The organism is Acinetobacter sp. FDAARGOS_515 (genome assembly GCF_003938865.1).
Taxonomy (GTDB): Bacteria; Pseudomonadota; Gammaproteobacteria; order Pseudomonadales; family Moraxellaceae; genus Acinetobacter; species Acinetobacter ursingii.
Genome location: NZ_RKIX01000001.1, coordinates 94,628 through 112,580 on the forward strand (window position 1 = coordinate 94,628; position 17,953 = coordinate 112,580).

The 17,953-nt window shown below is 37.2% G+C and carries 19 protein-coding genes and 1 other annotated feature; of the genes, 9 read left to right on the forward strand and 10 right to left on the reverse strand.

The window, feature by feature from the left end:
• The first annotated feature begins 7 nt into the window (after positions 1–7).
• From EGS47_RS00435 to EGS47_RS00450, 4 genes are all read left to right on the forward strand, one after another.
• Complete coding sequence (locus EGS47_RS00435) at positions 8–490, forward strand: hypothetical protein (protein WP_005028671.1); 483 nt, start codon at positions 8–10, stop codon at positions 488–490.
• A 97-nt stretch (positions 491–587) separates the two neighbouring features.
• Positions 588–2,183, forward strand: a complete 1,596-nt coding sequence (locus tag EGS47_RS00440; protein WP_125269078.1) for a hypothetical protein — start codon at positions 588–590, stop codon at positions 2,181–2,183.
• Positions 2,152–3,371 (forward strand): IS3 family transposase gene (locus EGS47_RS00445; RefSeq protein WP_125269079.1). Its coding sequence is split into 2 segments (ribosomal slippage): positions 2,152–2,428 and positions 2,428–3,371, totalling 1,221 coding nucleotides; the frame shifts between segments, so codons are not numbered across the junction. Before EGS47_RS00440 ends, EGS47_RS00445 begins: the two co-directional genes overlap by 32 nt.
• Positions 2,427–2,543, forward strand: a sequence feature (AL1L pseudoknot). It overlaps the preceding gene by 117 nt.
• A gap of 100 nt (positions 3,372–3,471) precedes the next feature.
• Positions 3,472–3,756 carry a hypothetical protein gene (locus EGS47_RS00450; RefSeq protein ID WP_228711777.1) on the forward strand — a complete coding sequence of 95 codons (285 nt, stop codon included), beginning with the start codon at positions 3,472–3,474 and terminating at the stop codon, positions 3,754–3,756.
• A 48-nt stretch (positions 3,757–3,804) separates the two neighbouring features.
• Here the strand turns inward: EGS47_RS00450 and EGS47_RS00455 are convergent, their stop codons facing one another.
• Together EGS47_RS00455 and EGS47_RS00460 are read right to left on the reverse strand one after the other, a co-directional pair.
• Positions 3,805–4,206 carry a hypothetical protein gene (locus tag EGS47_RS00455; RefSeq protein WP_005028669.1) on the reverse strand — a complete coding sequence of 134 codons (402 nt, stop codon included), beginning with the start codon at positions 4,204–4,206 and terminating at the stop codon, positions 3,805–3,807.
• Positions 4,207–4,255: 49 nt separating this feature from the next.
• Positions 4,256–4,669: a hypothetical protein gene (locus tag EGS47_RS00460; protein ID WP_005028668.1), complete on the reverse strand. Its 414-nt coding sequence runs from the start codon at positions 4,667–4,669 to the stop codon at positions 4,256–4,258.
• Positions 4,670–4,935: 266 nt separating this feature from the next.
• On the opposite strand from EGS47_RS00460, the gene EGS47_RS00465 reads away from it, so the two are divergent.
• Positions 4,936–7,941 (forward strand): DotA/TraY family protein, encoded by a 3,006-nt coding sequence (locus EGS47_RS00465; RefSeq protein WP_125269080.1) that lies wholly within the window; start codon positions 4,936–4,938, stop codon positions 7,939–7,941.
• 61 nt (positions 7,942–8,002) lie between these two features.
• Here the strand turns inward: EGS47_RS00465 and EGS47_RS00470 are convergent, their stop codons facing one another.
• Complete coding sequence (locus EGS47_RS00470) at positions 8,003–8,497, reverse strand: hypothetical protein (RefSeq protein WP_098733064.1); 495 nt, start codon at positions 8,495–8,497, stop codon at positions 8,003–8,005.
• A 243-nt stretch (positions 8,498–8,740) separates the two neighbouring features.
• Here EGS47_RS00470 and EGS47_RS00475 point away from each other — a divergent pair, with 243 nt between their 5' ends.
• From EGS47_RS00475 to EGS47_RS00485, 3 genes are read left to right on the forward strand one after another with little or no spacing between them, the layout of a single operon-like run.
• Complete coding sequence (locus tag EGS47_RS00475) at positions 8,741–10,753, forward strand: peptidoglycan DD-metalloendopeptidase family protein (RefSeq protein WP_005028664.1); 2,013 nt, start codon at positions 8,741–8,743, stop codon at positions 10,751–10,753.
• Between the two features lie 22 nt (positions 10,754–10,775).
• A complete protein-coding gene (locus EGS47_RS00480; protein WP_005005820.1) occupies positions 10,776–11,186 on the forward strand; it encodes a hypothetical protein in 411 nt (136 codons plus the stop codon).
• 14 nt (positions 11,187–11,200) lie between these two features.
• Positions 11,201–11,626, forward strand: a complete 426-nt coding sequence (locus EGS47_RS00485) for a hypothetical protein (RefSeq protein ID WP_005028662.1) — start codon at positions 11,201–11,203, stop codon at positions 11,624–11,626.
• A gap of 52 nt (positions 11,627–11,678) precedes the next feature.
• On the opposite strand, the gene EGS47_RS00490 is transcribed toward EGS47_RS00485, so the two are convergent.
• Both EGS47_RS00490 and EGS47_RS00495 read right to left on the reverse strand, forming a co-directional pair.
• The gene (locus tag EGS47_RS00490) at positions 11,679–12,323 is read right to left on the reverse strand and encodes a hypothetical protein (RefSeq protein WP_005028658.1); all 645 of its coding nucleotides are present in this window, start codon (positions 12,321–12,323) and stop codon (positions 11,679–11,681) included.
• Positions 12,316–13,314, reverse strand: a complete 999-nt coding sequence (locus tag EGS47_RS00495; protein ID WP_228711778.1) for a 3'-5' exonuclease — start codon at positions 13,312–13,314, stop codon at positions 12,316–12,318. The genes EGS47_RS00490 and EGS47_RS00495 overlap by 8 nt, the downstream gene beginning before the upstream one ends.
• Positions 13,315–13,486: 172 nt before the next feature.
• Between EGS47_RS00495 and EGS47_RS00500 the strand changes: the two genes are divergently transcribed.
• A protein-coding gene (locus EGS47_RS00500; RefSeq protein WP_223235881.1) for an IS3 family transposase occupies positions 13,487–14,619 on the forward strand; the annotation gives its coding sequence in 2 pieces (ribosomal slippage) (positions 13,487–13,739 and positions 13,739–14,619; 1,134 coding nt in all).
• Between the two features lie 31 nt (positions 14,620–14,650).
• Here the strand turns inward: EGS47_RS00500 and EGS47_RS00505 are convergent.
• The 5 genes from EGS47_RS00505 to EGS47_RS00525 are packed head-to-tail and all read right to left on the reverse strand — an operon-like array spanning position 14,651 to position 17,892.
• Positions 14,651–15,157, reverse strand: a complete 507-nt coding sequence (locus EGS47_RS00505) for a UvrD-helicase domain-containing protein (protein WP_125269081.1) — start codon at positions 15,155–15,157, stop codon at positions 14,651–14,653.
• 3 nt (positions 15,158–15,160) lie between these two features.
• Complete coding sequence (locus EGS47_RS00510) at positions 15,161–15,718, reverse strand: hypothetical protein (RefSeq protein WP_005028652.1); 558 nt, start codon at positions 15,716–15,718, stop codon at positions 15,161–15,163.
• Entirely contained in the window at positions 15,718–16,287 is a 570-nt protein-coding gene (locus EGS47_RS00515; protein WP_005028650.1) for a hypothetical protein, read from the reverse strand. Before EGS47_RS00515 ends, EGS47_RS00510 begins: the two co-directional genes overlap by 1 nt.
• Before the next feature lie 12 nt (positions 16,288–16,299).
• On the reverse strand, positions 16,300–16,974 hold the full coding sequence (locus EGS47_RS00520) for a hypothetical protein (RefSeq protein ID WP_044110994.1): 675 nt from the start codon (positions 16,972–16,974) through the stop codon (positions 16,300–16,302).
• Between the two features lie 12 nt (positions 16,975–16,986).
• Entirely contained in the window at positions 16,987–17,892 is a 906-nt protein-coding gene (locus EGS47_RS00525) for a hypothetical protein (protein ID WP_044110992.1), read from the reverse strand.
• Positions 17,893–17,953 lie beyond the last annotated feature (61 nt).

The following is a 17,953-nucleotide window of genomic DNA, read 5'->3' on the forward strand; positions in this document are numbered from 1 at the left end:
ACTAACCATGAAAAACCAAACACGCCCATTTACTGTAGTGTTGTTGGCTCCTATTGCAGAACAACCTATTCATGCTTTAGTTGCGCCATCAGGTGATTCAATTCTGTTATCACAAGATACGAAAGTCTCTACTCTCGCAAATTGTCCAGATATGATCGAATCTGAGTTCGGTACATATGATGAATTTCTTATCGAACATCGCGATCAATTTATGCTGTTTAACCAAGTCGCATCTGATTTAGATCCTGATCTAATTTTTCCTAAAGTGCATTCAGACCTACTTGAAGATAGCTTATGTATTATTCGTTCTATTTTCGCTTTTGAACGTTTCAAATTAGAAGAAGAACAAAAGAATGCTACTCGTAAAGAGCCTAAAGAAATTAATCAAGAATATTTAATGAAACGTGCGATAGACCAGGCAATGACTTTAGAGCAAGATGTTTCTGACCTTTCATCAAATGTAGAGCGCTTACAAAGCCCGATGTCTTAAACTCCATTAAATATATTTAAAATTAACTTTAAACCCTCTCTTAAAACTTATATGCTTATTAGTAATAGTTTAAGGGTGTGGTTTAAAGTATTTTTAAATGGATACAAATTTAGTTTTTTTCGATGACTTTAACGCTACTTCTAACACCTCTTCTGGTGAAAATCACCGTTCTTTAAATAACGTACTATTCTTCTTTCTCAACTATCATAAAGGTACGTTTTTAGCTGATACGATATTTTTTGATACCCACTATCAAACAATTGACAACCGTAATATTGTCGGGGTTTTGCCTGTTCTTTTTAGTATCTGCCAGATTGACCGTTCAGAAGGTCACACCGGGCAAATAGTCGATATTCAACAGGATCTAAATAACGTAGATGAAGATGATTATGAACCTGTAATTGATATAGATGATACGCAAACATTTAACTTGTTCTACCACTTCCTTAAACCATCCAATGATGCACCTGTAAAACCACACCTTAATCAACTAAAAGTATTACCAGACAACTTAATCGATTCGATTAAACACCATGAGCTTTTAAATTACATTCTTGCTCTCATTGAGAATAAGATCTGGACCGATTCTGATGTATTTAAGTATGAGTACAAAAATAGGTTTTTGTTTTGCGTTTTTATCTATTTGTCCAAGACCGTAGATCTAAGTTTTAATAGCTCTCACGATTCTTTCACGAGCTGGCTTGAACTGCGTAACCTATCTTGGTTTGGTGCTAATGAAGTTGATACCAGTAACTTTGCAACATTAGAGCTTTATATACATGCCCTATCCTACACGCTTAAACTGGCAAACCATATTGTAAAAGCAATCATCAATAATAATGTGACGCCGTTTAAAGTTGCACCGCAAGAAGAATTGTTTTACTTTTTTGCTGAACGTACAGACGCACGTTCTCCTAATGAAGAGACTACACCGCCGTATACGCCAGCGGAAGATGATGAAACTTTTTCCACTGAACTTTCTAGTGCTCCAGTACCAGCACCGTCAAATAAGGAAACACCAAAAGTAACCGATGCTTATTTATTGGTTGGTGCGGATCTTGAGGATTCTGAGTCCACAACATCAGAAAAGAATGTGATTACTCAAGACTTCAACTACCAAGCACGTTTAAATGAATTATATGAGCTGTCAAAATTCATCAAAGATGAAATTATAGATGCTCCAATCATTTCTATTAATCAAGCGTGGAATATAGTGCAAGATAAATGGAAGTTTTATCTCGATACTTTTTCAAGTAGCTACTTCAATATGAATGATTTTGAGAAGACGGCTATTCTTAAACAATTGAAATCACTCAAAGCCAGTATTTTTATGAACTGGTTTGATATTAAGTCGGGTGCTGGCCAGCAAGTATTTATTGATCTAGTGTCATACGACACGTTTAAGATTGAGTTTCTTTCTTCTGAAGCTAAGATTATCCAAACTTACATGAAGAACCGTATTAAAAATCAGATGTATTTTGAAACTACGGCGCCACAACCAAAGTTTTTGAGAAATCTAAACAACTTATTTAATGAACGTGTCGATACGCAAAAAATTAAAGACATTGAAAACCCTGAACTTTTGTTGAAGGTGAATGGCATTCTTGACGGTGAACCGTACCGGGTTTGTCGGAGGGTCAATATTCTGAGAGACTATTCCGATGAAAAAACCAAACTATACCCCCGAAATTAGAGAAAGAGCGGTTCAATTACTAATTGAATCTGAAAAAGATTATCCTTCTACTTGGGCAGCAATCACAGCTATTGCACCTAAGATTGGTTGTACTCCTGAAACATTGCGTGTTTGGTATTTAAAGCATATGGATCAACTAAATCCTGCCAAAGTACAACAGATATCTGACCAAGAAAAAATGAAGCAAATGGAACGTGAAATTAAAGAATTAAAACGTGCCAATGAAATTCTACGTAAAGCAGCCGCTTTTTTCGCCCAGGCGGAGCTCGACCGCCCACACAAATAATGGTGGATTTTATCCATAACAATAAAGATCGATATGGTGTTGAAGCGATTTGTAGAATTTTACCGATTGCAGCTTCGACCTATTATCGGGCTTTAGATCTCGTTGATAACCCAGAACATCGAGCGAAACGTGCTCAGCATGATTTACATCATGCAGAACAAATCAAACGTATTTGGAAAGAAAGTTCAGGTCGATATGGTGTACGTAAAGTCTGGCAAAAATTGAAACGTGAAGGCTATGTTATTGCACGTTGTACAGTTGCTCGATTGATGCAGAAGCTAGATATACAAGGTGTTTGGCGTGGTAAGAACAAACAAACTACCCGCAGCCGAGATGATCAAAAACGAGCAGATGATTTAGTGAAACGGAATTTTAGTGCTGATCGACCTGACCAATTATGGGTCAGTGACTTTACGTATATTCAAACCAATTCTGGCTGGGTCTACACTGCATTTATTATTGATGTGTTCTCGCGAGCAATTGTTGGATGGAAAGTATCTACACGGATGAATACAGATATGGTGCTCGATGCATTGGAGCAAGCATTGCACGATCGAGGCATGCCAAAGAATGTAATTCATCATTCCGATAGAGGTGTTCAATATCTTTCTATTCGCTATACCAATCGTTTAGAAGCAGCAAATTTACGAGCATCAGTCGGTACGACAGGTGATTCATACGATAATGCTTTGGCTGAAACGGTGAATGGCTTATACAAAACAGAGGTGATTGAATATTTAAAAGCAGATTGGCAAGGTTTAGCGGATGTACAACTTGCGACATTAAATTGGGTAGATTGGTTCAACAAAAAGCGTGTACACAGTGCACTGGGTTATGTATCGCCTTTTGAGTTTGAAGCAATGTACTATGATAAGATTAATCCGTTAGGTCAGGTGGCCTAACTTAAATAAAAAAGTCTCCGACAAACCCGGTACGGTTCACGGTGTTACCAAAGATCTCATTGACAATATCAATCTGCATTTATCAAATGACATTTATCTTGTGAACTACTTTTCTAATGTAGATAAGGAACTGGAACCGCCCAAATATCACTTATTAGATATTTTGCTTCGTACTTCAGTGCTTAACCTTATCTATGTTTGTCCTACCGCATCACTCAATGCTACCAAGGATCTTCTAAATGCAATCACTGATCCTGAAATTGAGGTTTCAGCTTTTGACACATTCGACCGCAAACAATATCAAAATCAAATTGTAAAAGAACTCGCATGTTCATTCCGTCAGCGCATAGATCCATCTGAACTTTTGAAGCTAGATATTACGTAGATATAAAAAATGCCCATCATTCGGGCATTTTCTTTTTAATGGTTAGGCTTACCAAGGTCTAGGCTCTGGTGGGCGTGATGTGTATTCATTATCCATATTGTTTTCAGATTCATTGTCTTGGTCCAATTCTGGATCTGTTTGTTTGTAGCGGTTTTGGTAATCTTGCTGCTCAATTAAATCTTCTAGAGCCATTTCTTTAAAGTGACCAACAAGTAATGAACGTGTTTCTTCTTGGTATTCTGGTTCTTGCGCTAATTGACGTCCAATTTCATTCGGTAGTTTATTGTCGTAGATATATTTTAGGTTGGTTCGTTGTGTTTGTAGTGTAGGTTGTGGGTTAAACTCGTCAGTAAGGGAAACTACTTTAGCTTCACTAAAACTAGTGCCACAATTAAAAACGGCTCTGGTCGCGTCTTGAAGTATATCTTCTTCGTTCTGTATGTTTTCCATTTGGCTTAAACCCTTTATTAAAGTCAGAATCTTAAAATTAAGAGATGTATTAAGATACCCAATTATACTTCAATAAATTTTCAATTTGTACCTTTAACGCTTCTTGCTCTAATCTGTCTAAACCTATTGTTGCGATGTTCTCTAAAAACTTGTCTTTATACTCGTTGTAACTTTCTATATCGTCTTTTTTAATGGTTTTGTCTAGATTTAACGTAAGCATGAGGTTTAATACTTTTAATATTTTTAGGTTCTTCCGTTTTTTGAGAACTTCAATAGGATCTAATTCAAAAGTATTTATTTTATCTAGTTTTTCTTTATAAGTTATTGCCATTAAAGGATTTATGCTTTGGTTGAGTATGTAGGATAACTCTAAAACAGTTATATCTTTCCCCATATCTTTAGATACAGATTTCTTAATTTCCGACAGTAAAATTAAGTGAGATGTAAACTTTGCTTTATCCATAATAGTCTCTTGTATTTAAACTAAATCATTAAAACAATTAGCAAGTCATGTTTAAACTTTCTGTATATACCAATAACAGTTTTGTGGTACATTATTGCTAATTTAAAAACCATTGTTATTTGTAATAAAATGGTTTTAATGATTCTTTGGTTAAAAGGTATTAAGCCTTTTAGTTAAACGTCTAACTTGTAATTTATAACACTTTGCTTTTAGTCGTCTTAAGTAAGCGATGTATAAGAAGCATTAAGAAAAACGGTGAGTTAGCTATGAGTTTATTTTGTCAATCGACAAATCCGAATTGTGATGGCGACCAAGCCGTTACTCTTCTCTCATCTATCTTTGGACACGACTTCATCAATGCGTTTATCAATGCGTCTGGACCAGCCTCGACAGTACCATCATCAGGTTTACTCACTAATATATTATTAGGCGGTGTAGCTAGTGTGGCAATGTCGTTGGTTTTGGTTTTTGCGATCGGTATTGGTTTAACAGCACTTTTGAAAAGCGCCCAGGACGGTGAAGCTTTCGGGAAAGATTCAAAAGTCACTACGATGTTTTCCCGAATATTATATTCGATTATTTTACTTTTACCTACGGCGTCCGGCTACTGTTTCATTCAAGTAGTCGTGCTAGGTATGGTGCTATGGTCAAATAATGTATCCAATACAATTAATAATAGAACGTTAGGCGAATCCTTAATGGCTTCGGCTAGTTTGTCAGATACGCACGATCATCAGCGTGACATCTTTGGATTTAGGAAAAATGCGCCTGTTATGCTTCGCCAGTTGCATTGTATTAACGTTCTAAACCAAGAGTTTTATACTCTACCGCCAGCATTCGGGCGCTATTTTAGTGATGGTGCTTATGGGGCGAATGCTAATCCTGGTGTTAGCATGACTGCAGTAGAGAAAAAGCAAAACTACATTGATAAAACCGCTAAAACTGCAAGTAACTGGACATCTGTTACTTATAACTTCGCTTACGCTGACAGCCGTTTAGAAGTTGGGGGCAAAAAAGAGCCGATCTGTGGCGGTGCTTCAATGAACGTTGTTAATCCAGCTGCGGTTAATGCTGAGTTAATGGACATTCCTGTTTATAAACTTCGCCAATCAGATCAAAACAAGATCAACGTTGCTTTGGCAAATGTTCAAGCTAAGTTACAACAAGAAAAGAACAATCTATATCGTCAATTCTTTATCGATTTAGAAAAGTGGTATATCGCATATCAAGTAAGCCCTAATGCCACTGAACAGGAAGGAACATTCCCGATTAGTAAAGCTGCTATGGATGCTTTCAATGCGCTAGTTAATAATTATGTGAATAAGAGTCATACCGTAACGAATAATGTTCTGACTTCTGAAAATGGCTATACTGCGGTTCAAACTGTTGTTAATACGCTAAATCAGCGCGGTTGGATGATGACGCCTGAAGCTCGTATTAAAGTAGGTCAATATCGCGCTATTGTTGAGAAGTATATTACTGAACCTTTGTGGACGTTCAGCCCTCCTACACTGAATTCAGCAATCATGAGCAACTCAAAAGGTGAAGCAATTTATAACACCGTTTATGTTGCAATGGATAATGCTGTTGGTAGCATTACATCCAACAATAATTGGGTGGCAAACGGCGATATTGCCGACTCTACCAACTTAATATCAATGTCTACCGATGGTGGTGACTCAAACAAAGTATCCAACATCGATCAAAAGTTTTCGGCATATGGTTCTGCTTGGGCAACAAACATTACTAAATCATTGGTAATGGGTGTATTGGTCGGTGAAAAAGGCGATGCGGAATTATTAAATAATAATTCGTCAAGCTCAAATATCAGCCCTACTACATTGCACCGCAATACGAATGTTATCCGTAATATTCAAGATACTGGTGAAGCAATCTTAGTCTATAAAGCTGTGGCTCAAGGTACTGTTGTCGGCATGAAATTAGTCGTGCTTACTGCTCGTTCTGGTTCTGCTCTTGTTCAATGGGTACCAGGGCTTAAGGGCGTAACTGAAGAAGGCACCAACGCTTTAGAATATGCCGTTGAAAATATCTTTGCTCCTATCCTTGGTCAGCTAGTAACGTATTTGACGATTCTTGGTGTGTGGATGGCGGTTGTTATTCCATATATGCCAATGATCTTCTTTGGTCTAGCTTGTGTAGGTTGGATCATCCATATCCTATACGCTGTGTGTGGTTTGCCTTTATGGGCGCTAATGCACATGATCCCTGAGCGTACTTTTGTCGGTAGCCAAACACAAGGTTATGTCACGGTATTAACGTTGTTCATGCGACCAATATTTATCATTGTTGGTTTCTGGATGGCTGAAATTATTATCGGGCCAGCTCTTGTTACGCTTACTGATATGTTCTTTAGCTACCAAGGTGCAATGAGCATCGCTTATTCATCTAATACGTTTACAGTTATCTTTACTGAGCTGATTACGTTTATCTGGAAGTTCTTCTTATATCTATTCTTGATGACTTCAGCGATCTACCTGATTTACGGGTTGGTATTTAGTGTTGCTGACCAAGTACAACAATGGATTGGTTCTGGATTGAATGGCGGTCAGTGGGGTGAAACAAACTCAAAAGAAGCTATTCAAAAGTTTGGTGGCGCTGCAAGTACGTTGTCTGGTCCATCTCCAGCATCTCGCCGTCCTTTACCGCCTGGTAGACGTCCTGATGGTGGTAAGGGTGGTCCAAATAATCCGAAAGGTGGTGGTGGTGGCAATGGTGGTACAGGTGGTAATACATTAGGCGGTACTGGTAGTACGACTGCATATAGCCCTGTAAACATGCCAGCTAGATCCGCTTCTTTTGGCGCTGCAACTGGTGGTACAGGTGGTATTACTCCAAGTGGTGTCACTGGTGGTACGGGTGGTAGAACTGGTCTTGGTGCTAAACCAACATCACCTACCCCAAGCCAAGGTCAATCTACATTCGGTATGGGTGCTACAAGTGTAAGTGGTACAAATAATACGCCTACTACTGGTGGTGGTCTATATGGTGCAAATGCTTACGGAAAAACAGCTTCTACGTTTAATCGTGGTGTAGCTAAAGCATCAGCATCTAAGACTGGTTCTACTTTCGGTAGTGTGAATGTTGCAAGTGGTACTGGCTATACGTATGGTACTGGTTCGACTCCTAATGCACGTTTTGGTGCTAGTTCTAGTGCAACCAAGAAATCTAATATTTCTGGCCGTAGCACTATGACTAATCGTGTGCGTTCAGGTTTAAGTTCAACTCTGTCTAAGTTTAAAGGTAAACCTTAAAATCTAGACAATAAAAAATGGTGCTTTATAAGCACCATTTTTTTTATCAAAATATTCATAATTAAAAGTTGATTTTCTGAATGTTGTTTTTGTTTGTAGAGTTAAAAATAAATCTACGAACGCCGATATTAACAAGTTGCTGTTGATCTTTCTCTAGCTGACCAACTGCATGACTGTAAGCACGGTTCAAATTGTTATATGAACGGTTTTGCACAAGTAAGTCAAAGTTGTTGATACGCTCTTCTTCTAACTCAATTTGCTTGTTATTAAGCTCGATGTCTTTTGCTTTCATTTGGGCGCAAACATTGTTGTACTTGTTCGCCAGCTCATTGTGCTTGCTTGTAACGTCATCAATGTGTGCGTTCGCTTCAGCAACCAATTCGTTGTACTGATTTGTAATACCTTTGATTCTGTTTTCTAGCATTTCAATGTGAGCTAACAAGGCATTTTCATTCTTCATGTGTACTTTGTTTTGGATTAAAAAGTCTAATCCCATTGAAGCACGGTCAATCGCTTGGTCTAAAGTAGCGCTTAAAACGTGTGCGTGATTTAACATATTTAGATACCTCACTACTTTTATTAAATTAAAATATTAAAACCATGTAACCTTATTCTTAAACCTATCAATAAGATTAACACTATATGTATATACTATCTTAAAACAAAACCTAAAAACTTTTTTTAAAGTATAAAATAAGTATTTAATCGTATATACTTAATCCGTCCACTTAGCTATTAGGGACATTTAATAAGAAGTTAATTTATTTTAAGAACTTCCTTTAAGCCTGGCGATTCACTTATGAAATTTAAACCCTCATTTCAATTAAAGCCCTTGAGCTGTGGCATTAAAGTCGCAATTTTAGTGACTTGTTCGGCTTTTATTTATACCGCTAACGCCGATCCTATTTCTGAAAACGTAACCGCTACAAATGCTAATACGGCAAAAGTTCCTAACAACGCTCAAAAAATGATTTTCCATAAATATTCGATCATGCCGAATGATGGGCGCCGTAGTGCTGGTCGTTTTGGTGAATTTCGTTTGCGAGGGGGCGCTGCTGGTAGTCATAACGGTATTGATATTAGTCGTGCGAATCCTAATGACCTTACACTTAAAGCAATTGGTTCAGGTTCTATTGTCTCTTATGACACACGTTCATCTGGTGCAAGCAACCAATCAACCACTAACCCACTAATTATGCAGATGGATACTGGCGATCGAATCATGTATCGCCATACTGATCCATCGTATCAAAAAAAATATAACGCTTACCCTGGTCAACGTATTCAAGCTGGTCAAAACATCGCACACATGTCAAATAAAGGCTGTGGTTCATGTGCCGTGCATTTGCACATTGAATATGGTGTAAAGGCAAAACGTGGGCTAGATGTTTGGCTGAATAAAAACTTAGATCAAGTTTTTAAAAATCCATCCATTGCACTTCAGCAACGCGTTAAAGGATCTGCGCCATATGTGGGTAGTTCTGAATATAAGTTAACAGATCCTACGCCATATTTACCTCAAGACGTTGTGATTAGTGTCTCGCCACAAGGACAAGCATTAGAAAACAAATACACACCGTACTTGGGTAACACCATTAGGACTCAATGGAATGCCTTATATTCATCATCAACAGGAATCACCCTCCCCGTTTCTTCATCGGTAGATGGCATTGCAGTAAAACAAGGCAAAAAGCTTCCAGCACTTGCATTTAGTGGCGATGTTTCGATGGATGCTTATGGATCTGCACAAGTGCAAGTCGCTCAAATGATTGCTGACGGTACTATCTCACCTGAAGCAGCTGCAAGCGGTACCATTTATGCAAATGATGTTGCTCAATATGCACCGCCTAGAACTATTTTTGGTGGTACGGCTGATGATGTGGGTTTTGATATTGGTGCACTTAATTCTACGCCAGCAGAATTAATTGAAAACATTGGTACTGGACGTTATGGCAACTCTAAATGGTTTAATGAATTAGCAACTATGTCGATGATGGGGCTTTTGATTGAAAAGCTAAACATTATCAATGCACAAAACTATTTGACTAAAGAGATCCATAAACAAAATGAACGCTTAGAGGCTCTTTTGGCAGCTTATACAGCGTCAGAAACTCAACGCTATTCTGGCCGTGTAGATGAACTTTATACGAAAGCTGAACAACCAACTGTTATTCCTGAAGTAGCAGTAGTTGAAATGAAACAGCTTTTTGAGGAAGGTGGAAACGGGCAAGTTTATTCAGATGCACAAATCTTAAAAGGTGGACAAGGTACTCCAGATCGTAAATGTGGTTGGGGTATACCAGGTGCTTTTGGTGCGGTTAAAGATGGTATTAAACGTGTTTCTTTAAAACATGGTTATAACCCTAATGACGTTGCAGCTATTCTTGGTTTTGAATCTGCCGGTTTTAATCTTAAAATTGACAACAACGCTGGTGCATATGGTTTAAGTCAATGGACTAAAATTGGTATAACAGATATTAATGCTTCAGATTTAACAGCGAGAGGAATACCAGCTTCAATTAAATCAAACCCTAAGCAAATCACTACACTGAGTGCTCAACAACAAGTCGAATTATTAGATTTATATCTTGCAGTAAAAGCACGACAACGTAAAAGCGACTATAATAATAAAACAATAGCTGGGTTTTATGCTCTAGTTTTAGGTGGACCATATAAAAGCCCTAGTCGTGAATATAATGCGAACAGAAACCTCGATAGAAACCCTCGAGATGGTGTTGTGACTTTAGCTGAAGCCGTTACATTTGAAGGTATTGTTATGCGTTTATGCCCTTACTATTCTGAATACCCTTAATAGAGCAATTAAAGGAAATATTATGAAAAACAGATTTTTGTCTTTATTGGGTTTTAGCCTTTTAGCATGTGCATCTTTTAATGCTAGTGCTAATACTAGCTCAGACTCTATTCGTGCTGAACTTGAAAAACTGCGCTTAGTAAACGTTAAATGTGCTGCGGTTTCTAACGATCCATTTGATGCAAAACACCTAAATTGCTATACAAATGTTTATAACCGCGCAAGTCAGCTTGGTAGCCTTGCTTCTAAATATATTAATAATGAAGAAGCTCCGCGTGTTCTAGCTGATCACAATCGAAACTTTACTCAGTTACTTGCTAACTGCGATCAGTTATACGCTGGCCAGACTGCAAAGTACAAAACACTAAGCATGCAATGTAAAGCGACCAATAAATTAGGTTGGGCAATGTTTATTCCGGCATTAATGAAGTAATAAAGGATCAGGTTATGAAAAAGTTTTTAAGTTTAGCTTTGTTATGTGCTGCTACCATTATTACGTCATCTGCCAACGCTGGTTATAAGACCAAAGCTGAAGCTATTCAAGCTTATAACAAGGTACAAGCTGAGTATCAAAAATGCGTGTTTAATTATAATGAAGCGCGTGATTCTGAGTACGGTTCACCAGAACTTAAGTGCAATACACCATACAACCAATCATTAACACGTTTCATCAAAGACGTTCGTGCGGAAAGTCAAAAGAATGCTGCAGCTTGGCAAGCAATCAATACACAACATATTAAATTTAGCCAAAACTGTGATAGTCAAACTATGGTGAGCTCATACAATCCATCGTTTTTTATTCGTCAATCTTTTATGTGTGAATCCTCTGCTTTTACATCTTTAGCACAAGTGGCAATCGACCTTTCTTATTAATTTCAAAACATAAAAAGGGCATCTATAAGATGCCCTTTTTTGTCGTTTGGTTTTAGACTTTTTCTATAATTGTTTCGGTATCTGGTGTTTCAACTTCAAACCCAAAGTGAAGATTACCGTATTCAATTGCTTCTTCTACCCAATGCAAGCCCATGTTTTGCTCATTTCCTACTTTGCTTGAATCATAAGCCTCAAGGGGCATCACCCTCTTAATATCATTTTCGATGAAAAAATATGTATAACAGTGAGGGTGCACATATATTCCATCAAAATAAAATGGAATTAAATATCTCCCCTTTAATTCCTTAAACTGCTCAATTGTATGTTTACTTGAAGCAATTCCACCGCCTGAATCTATGACAATGCTTCTAAAAGATCCTGAAGGAATATCAACGATAGCCAGGCCATCGAACGTTTCTACACCATTTAATATCTCTTTAGTTTTGAGATAAACACCTGGTTCAAAATGGCGTTGCTTGAAATTAAAATCTTCCGTGAAACTAAAGATTGACTTTGTTTCCTTTTCAATTAGATGAAACATTTCAAGAAGTGGTGTGATTATATCTGCGACCTGTGAGCCCTTTTTCTTAACAAGCTCCATGATATACGGTTCGTGATGAAACTCTCCGCGAATATAACTAGCATTGTGACATGCCTGAAACACTCTATTTTGCAGAACTTCAACTTGATTAGGCATTTGAAATCTCCGTATTTTTTGAATTTAAGTGTTCCAATAAATCATTAATGCCATCTGTAAATAATATGTTTTTGGCTCGTGTTACGGTCACATACAACAGCCGTTTTTCATCTGCAGAAATCATTAGCTTTTTATCGAGAATTTTATAGTTAAAGCCTTTTGCGATTAGGACATTATCCCACTCTAAACCTTTACTCTTGTGTGATGTGCTAATGACCAAAGTGTTTTTTGGGTCAGTTTCATCATCAGCCATACTATTTTCTAACGCCCACTCAATCACTTGCCATGAGTATTGGTTTGTTAGATCCAGAAAGGTTTTTAATTCTGTAGTTGCCCCCTCCACTTCTCCAAACACTTGTATATGGTCCACAAGCTCTTGGTAGGAAGAAAAGTTTTGAAGCTCTTTACACGTTGGCCGTTTATTTGCTCTCAGTTGAAAAATCCCACTGAAAATATCTTTACTGCGCTTTCCATCAACCTCAAGACGTATTTTCTTTTCGCCATTAAGGTAGCCATGAAACTTAAAAAAGTATTCAAAAGCCGTAGCATTTGTTCTACAAATAATCGCGTTCAATGAAGATGGTGCATAACTTGATGTACTGAAAGTGGTAACTTTTGACGTTTTACTTGGTAAACCTTTTAACTGTCTGGTTTCACCAAAAAGTTTATTGAGAAGTAGATTAGCTATATCTGCAACTGCATTACCAAACCGAAACGACTGTTCTAAGTACAATGCTTCAAGATCTAGGTTCTGTAAAATATCTTTCGCACCCCTAAAGCCATATATGCTTTGGTATGGATCTCCAACAAAAATAACTTTTGCTTTTTGACGTTTGAGTACGTCTAGTATTAATTGGTCACTATCTTGGCTTTCATCTACCATCACGTAATCAAAATCAAGTTGTGGTTTTTGCAGTACCCACCACTTGAGATAGTAATCGTGTGTAATACCATAATCACCGTTTGGATCAACTACATCATTCCAGATCATTTTCGCAATTGAAGTGATTTTATCTTCAAGAACGTCATTGCGCTTAATTGATGTTTGTTCTTTTAAAGCTATGTAAGCATGATCAGAGGTGGATCAGGAAATTTGAACAACACTTATAAGTGATATTTTGCTCCCCAAATGATGTTATAAACATCAATATATGGAGTATTTTATGGCACGTAGACCAAGAAGAAATCATTCAAATGATTTTAAAGCTAAGGTAGCACTTGCTGCGATTAAAGCAGAAAAAACACTTGCTGAATTGAGTGCTGAATTTGATGTTCATCAAAACCAAATTATCGACTGGAAAAATCAACTGATTTCAGCTTCCTCGCAAGCTTTCGATCAATCAAAAGCTCCAACAGAACCACCCATCGATCTAAAAAAACTACATGCAAAAATCGGTGAGCAGGCATTAGAAATTGATTTTTTAGAAGGTGTGTTGAAGAAACTGGGCCGCTTCAACCACAAAAGTTAATCGATGACTCACTTCAGATTTCAGTATCTAAGCAAGCTCAGCTGCTGAAAGTCTCCCGTGGTTGTTATTACTATCGCCCAAAACCTGTGAGTGCATCAGATCTGAAGCTAATGCGGTGTATGGATGAGTTACATATGCAATACCCTTTTGCAGGTAGCCGGATGATGCGTGATTTGTTGAATCGTCAAGGACATCATATAGGACGACGTCATACACGTACTTTAATGAAGAAAATGGGCATTAATGCGTTATATTGCAAACCAAATTTAAGCCAGGCTAATCAAGCTCACCGCAAATATCCATATCTGCTCAAAGGATTGGCTATTCAGCGCAGTAATCAAGTGTGGTCTACGGATATAACGTATATCCCTATGGCAAAAGGCTTTGTTTATTTATGTGCTGTGATTGATTGGCATAGCCGCAAGGTACTTGCGCATAGAGTATCGATTAGTATGGAGGTTACATTTTGCATAGAAACATTAAATGAAGCTATTGAAAAATATGGTCGACCTGAAATATTTAATACAGACCAAGGCAGTCAGTTTACCAGTGATGCATTTATTGATGTATTGAAATCAAATGGCATTCAAATCAGTATGGATGGTAAAGGTCGATGGGTTGATAATGTGATGGTTGAACGATTATGGCGGAGCGTTAAATATGAAGAGGTGTATCTCAAAGCCTACAGCAATGTTTTGGATGCGAAGAAGCAATTAAACGCATATTTTGAATTTTATAATTTGAAACGACCTCATTCGAGTCTGGACAAAATGACTCCAGATGAGTTTTACTATGACCAGCTACCACAACAAAATAAGGTAGCTTAACTAGAGCAGAGTATCACTTATAAATAAGCTTTTAGTTGTTCAAACATGTGGGACCACCTCTATCATTGGTAACAGTCTGATCCACTGTCATACAAAAATAACGTAATGTATTAAGGATAATCAGCGCTAATGTTAGATCGGTGAGTTGTCGGTTTTTCCCGTTGTACTGAAATCGAATGTTTTCAAGCTTAAACTTTTGAACAATATCTTTAGGAAGTAACGTAGGCTTGTTAATCTTATTTTTCAGCCAACCAGGTATATTTCTGTAAGCTAGAGAATGGAATGTAGAACATGTGACTGAATTCAGCCCATATTCAGCGAATTTTTGATTAGCTTCATCTGCCATCTTTTTATTAAATGATAGATATAGTCCAAGCTTACCTAGTTGTTGCAAAGCACTACTACAATGGATCAATGTCGTAGTCTTACCAGTACCAGCAAAAGCAATCAATTTAAAACTGGTTTTTAGTCGTGTTGCTTTATCAATTGCTCGTTGCTGTTCACTGGTAGGTTTTTGAGTAATTTTCTTCACAACCATTGCTTAATTTCGTGCTAAAAAAGAACTTGGTTTTTTGTTTTTCATTACAAGCACATCGCTTTCAACAATTTGCATCTGGCTTGCTAAAAAGTTAACTTGTTGCTTCAGTTCGTTTATATCGCTTTTTAGTTCAACTACTTGCACTTGCATCTCAAGGTTTGAATATTTGAGCTTGTTATTCTCAGTTTCTTTCTCTTTTAGTGCTGCCTGTAATCTTTTGATTTCCTGTTGGCTCTCTATGTTAGCCACATTAATATTGCTTTTGCTTTGAATATTTTGTGCTTGAGAAGATGTACTCTCAATTGCAACAGGTGTTGGCTTTGGTTGTACTGTGCCATTATATTTGGTTGTCTCTGAGATCTTATCCCATAGTGAATATGTGCGTAATGGCGCTGGTATATTTTGATTTGGTGTTGAAAAACTGGTGCGTAAAGCATTTGCACTGTCTTTAGATACAATGTCTCCAGAACTATTAATTTCAGTAAAGCCAGCATAAGCAAGTGAAACAACTGTTGAAACTGCTATTGCACCAATTACCTTAAAATAGTTTGATTTCTTCATTAGAATGCCCCTTTCAAGCGCTTATTTTTTGCCGTTTGATTTGATGATTTTCGAGTGATTGTGTTGTTTTCTAAATTGATAGAAACACCTACATTCATGACCTGATTTTTCTGTGGGTTGTATTGAATAAAGACCAGTTCTTTTGCATATTTCTTTGCGTGTGTTAAACGTTCAGCATGAATTTCATCAAGATTAAATCTGATTTGCATTCGCGATATATACAGCTTGAATAACTGATCATTTACTTCAGCTAAATTTAAAACTAAGCCTTTTTCATCTATAGAAGCAGACTCGAAAGTTAAATCATTTAAAAACCAATTTTCGGGTTGTATTAGTAAATAAAACTTTTCAACTTCGCTTGTGATTGCATATGAAAAACAAAACTCATTCACCTGATAGGTGCTTAAGCAAATGGTTTCATTGTTATAGCCACGTTTCATGTTTCGGTCATATGAGCTCAACCACCAAACTAAATAGTGTCGTGCTTCCAACTCTTTAACGGTTATTTGTGCTATTTCTGAGGCCTTTAGCTGTAATGCTTCAAGGTTTTCTATTCGTCTAGCTCTCATAGATAATTCACCTTATTTTTCTTGAAAGCATGAGTTATCAAAAGCCATTGAGTTAGGATCTAACCCCATGTTTTTAAGAGCCAAGGCTTTACCGTCAAGTTCAGGGTTATCAGATGTGCTTAGTTGTTGCGAACTTGTTTCTGAAGATGCATTTTTCGCATTAGTACCTGAACCTAAAAAGTAACCGCCTCCAGCAAAAACAACTACTGCAGCTACAATGCCCATAGCTGGCCAAGACGTTTTAAAACTAGAGAATCTATCTGCTAAAGATAAGCTGTATTTTTCTTCATTAGAACGTATAGGGCTGTCTGTAACATCAGCCTTATATTCATTTAGAGCTTGATGCCAAACTTCCTTTATGTAGCTCTGAAGTTCATATGTACTGAAACGAACCTTGCTTTTGTTTAAGTAATAGCATGGCTCACTAATAAGAATTTCTGTGTTTTCGTCAGACTTTAAGAAAACTTGTCCTCTAAACAAATTATTCTCGACCTGATCAAATCCTTTGATCGTTAATAGTAAATCCGTGGCCTTTGCATCTATATTGAAGATGCTCACCTGGCGATTTCTATCCGTATCTCCAGAAAGGTCAGAATCTAAAAACATAGACTCATTGTTTATCTTAGAGAAATAAGGTGAAAAGTTTCCGACAATCGATTGGAAAGCTTTCAATTGAGTTTTGTTCATCTCAATTCCCTCTTATTTGAAAATATAGTCAAGAGTGGCTGTTTCTGAAGTTCCTCTACGAGCTTCAACTTTTCCAGTCTTTTTATTTACAAAGATAGCAACTGGTACACCAGCAGTTAGTGGCTGTGGCTTTTGTCCAGCGCTACGAATTGCTTCTCGCTGTTCACGATCTTCTTTTGGCATTGCAACAATATCTTCGTGATAGAAGAAGATAGATTGAAGAGCGCCTAAGTGTTTATCCAACTCAGCAAGTTCCTGTGGTGTAGGAATCACTTTAATTGAGTTAATTTCTTCATCTGTTCCATTAAAGGTTTTATTAATAGTATCTTCAGATGGTTTACGAAGAATTCCAGCTGCTAATTGTTTTCCGTTTTCACTTTGGTTTAGAACTAAAGCTGGAATCCATTTAATAGTTGCACCGCTTTTAACGTATGAGCGAGAAAGGTTGAATGTTTCGTGACAATATTTACAGCGTGGATCGTAAATGATGTATACAGTGTTGTTATCATTCGCTTTCCCCTCTTTAAACCCTGAAAGCGTTTTTACAGCTTTAAAGACTGGATGATTGTATGCACTGGCCAAATTCCCAACGGAAGCTGTTGGTTGTTGTGCTGGTGTATTCATTTTTTTTGCAGTTAATTTAAGAGGCTCAGATATATTTTTTTTAGTAGCAGAATCCCAAGCTGTACCATGTAAGATGACTTTTTCATCGGATGTTGTAAAAAACACCGCATTTTTCCCATTAGGTGCCTCAAGAATCCAAGAAGTTAAACCTCCACTAAAGGGTTTAACTTCTTTTACTTTGCCCATTTTTTGCATCTTAGAAGTAAGGTCCTGAGATGGTGCAGCGTAAGTAGAGATTGTAATAATACTAATAGCGCAACTTGCTACTATTTTAGTGAAATTATTTAAAAGCATTTTAGAGTATTACCTTTTAAGCCATGTTTTAGCAGTATAGTTAAAATATGGTTTTAAAAAA

Excerpts from the sequence above, each read along its gene's own strand:
- EGS47_RS00435 (WP_005028671.1), top strand. The coding sequence starts at position 8 with ATGAAAAACCAAACACGCCCATTTACTGTAGTGTTGTTGGCTCCTATT.
- EGS47_RS00440 (WP_125269078.1), top strand. The coding sequence starts at position 588 with ATGGATACAAATTTAGTTTTTTTCGATGACTTTAACGCTACTTCTAAC.
- EGS47_RS00455 (WP_005028669.1), bottom strand. The coding sequence starts at position 4,206 with ATGGAAAACATACAGAACGAAGAAGATATACTTCAAGACGCGACCAGA.
- EGS47_RS00460 (WP_005028668.1), bottom strand. The coding sequence starts at position 4,669 with ATGGATAAAGCAAAGTTTACATCTCACTTAATTTTACTGTCGGAAATT.
- EGS47_RS00465 (WP_125269080.1), top strand. The coding sequence starts at position 4,936 with ATGAGTTTATTTTGTCAATCGACAAATCCGAATTGTGATGGCGACCAA.
- EGS47_RS00470 (WP_098733064.1), bottom strand. The coding sequence starts at position 8,497 with ATGTTAAATCACGCACACGTTTTAAGCGCTACTTTAGACCAAGCGATT.
- EGS47_RS00475 (WP_005028664.1), top strand. The coding sequence starts at position 8,741 with ATGAAATTTAAACCCTCATTTCAATTAAAGCCCTTGAGCTGTGGCATT.
- EGS47_RS00480 (WP_005005820.1), top strand. The coding sequence starts at position 10,776 with ATGAAAAACAGATTTTTGTCTTTATTGGGTTTTAGCCTTTTAGCATGT.
- EGS47_RS00485 (WP_005028662.1), top strand. The coding sequence starts at position 11,201 with ATGAAAAAGTTTTTAAGTTTAGCTTTGTTATGTGCTGCTACCATTATT.
- EGS47_RS00490 (WP_005028658.1), bottom strand. The coding sequence starts at position 12,323 with ATGCCTAATCAAGTTGAAGTTCTGCAAAATAGAGTGTTTCAGGCATGT.
- EGS47_RS00495 (WP_228711778.1), bottom strand. The coding sequence starts at position 13,314 with ATGATCTGGAATGATGTAGTTGATCCAAACGGTGATTATGGTATTACA.
- EGS47_RS00505 (WP_125269081.1), bottom strand. The coding sequence starts at position 15,157 with ATGGTTGTGAAGAAAATTACTCAAAAACCTACCAGTGAACAGCAACGA.
- EGS47_RS00510 (WP_005028652.1), bottom strand. The coding sequence starts at position 15,718 with ATGAAGAAATCAAACTATTTTAAGGTAATTGGTGCAATAGCAGTTTCA.
- EGS47_RS00515 (WP_005028650.1), bottom strand. The coding sequence starts at position 16,287 with ATGAGAGCTAGACGAATAGAAAACCTTGAAGCATTACAGCTAAAGGCC.
- EGS47_RS00520 (WP_044110994.1), bottom strand. The coding sequence starts at position 16,974 with ATGAACAAAACTCAATTGAAAGCTTTCCAATCGATTGTCGGAAACTTT.
- EGS47_RS00525 (WP_044110992.1), bottom strand. The coding sequence starts at position 17,892 with ATGCTTTTAAATAATTTCACTAAAATAGTAGCAAGTTGCGCTATTAGT.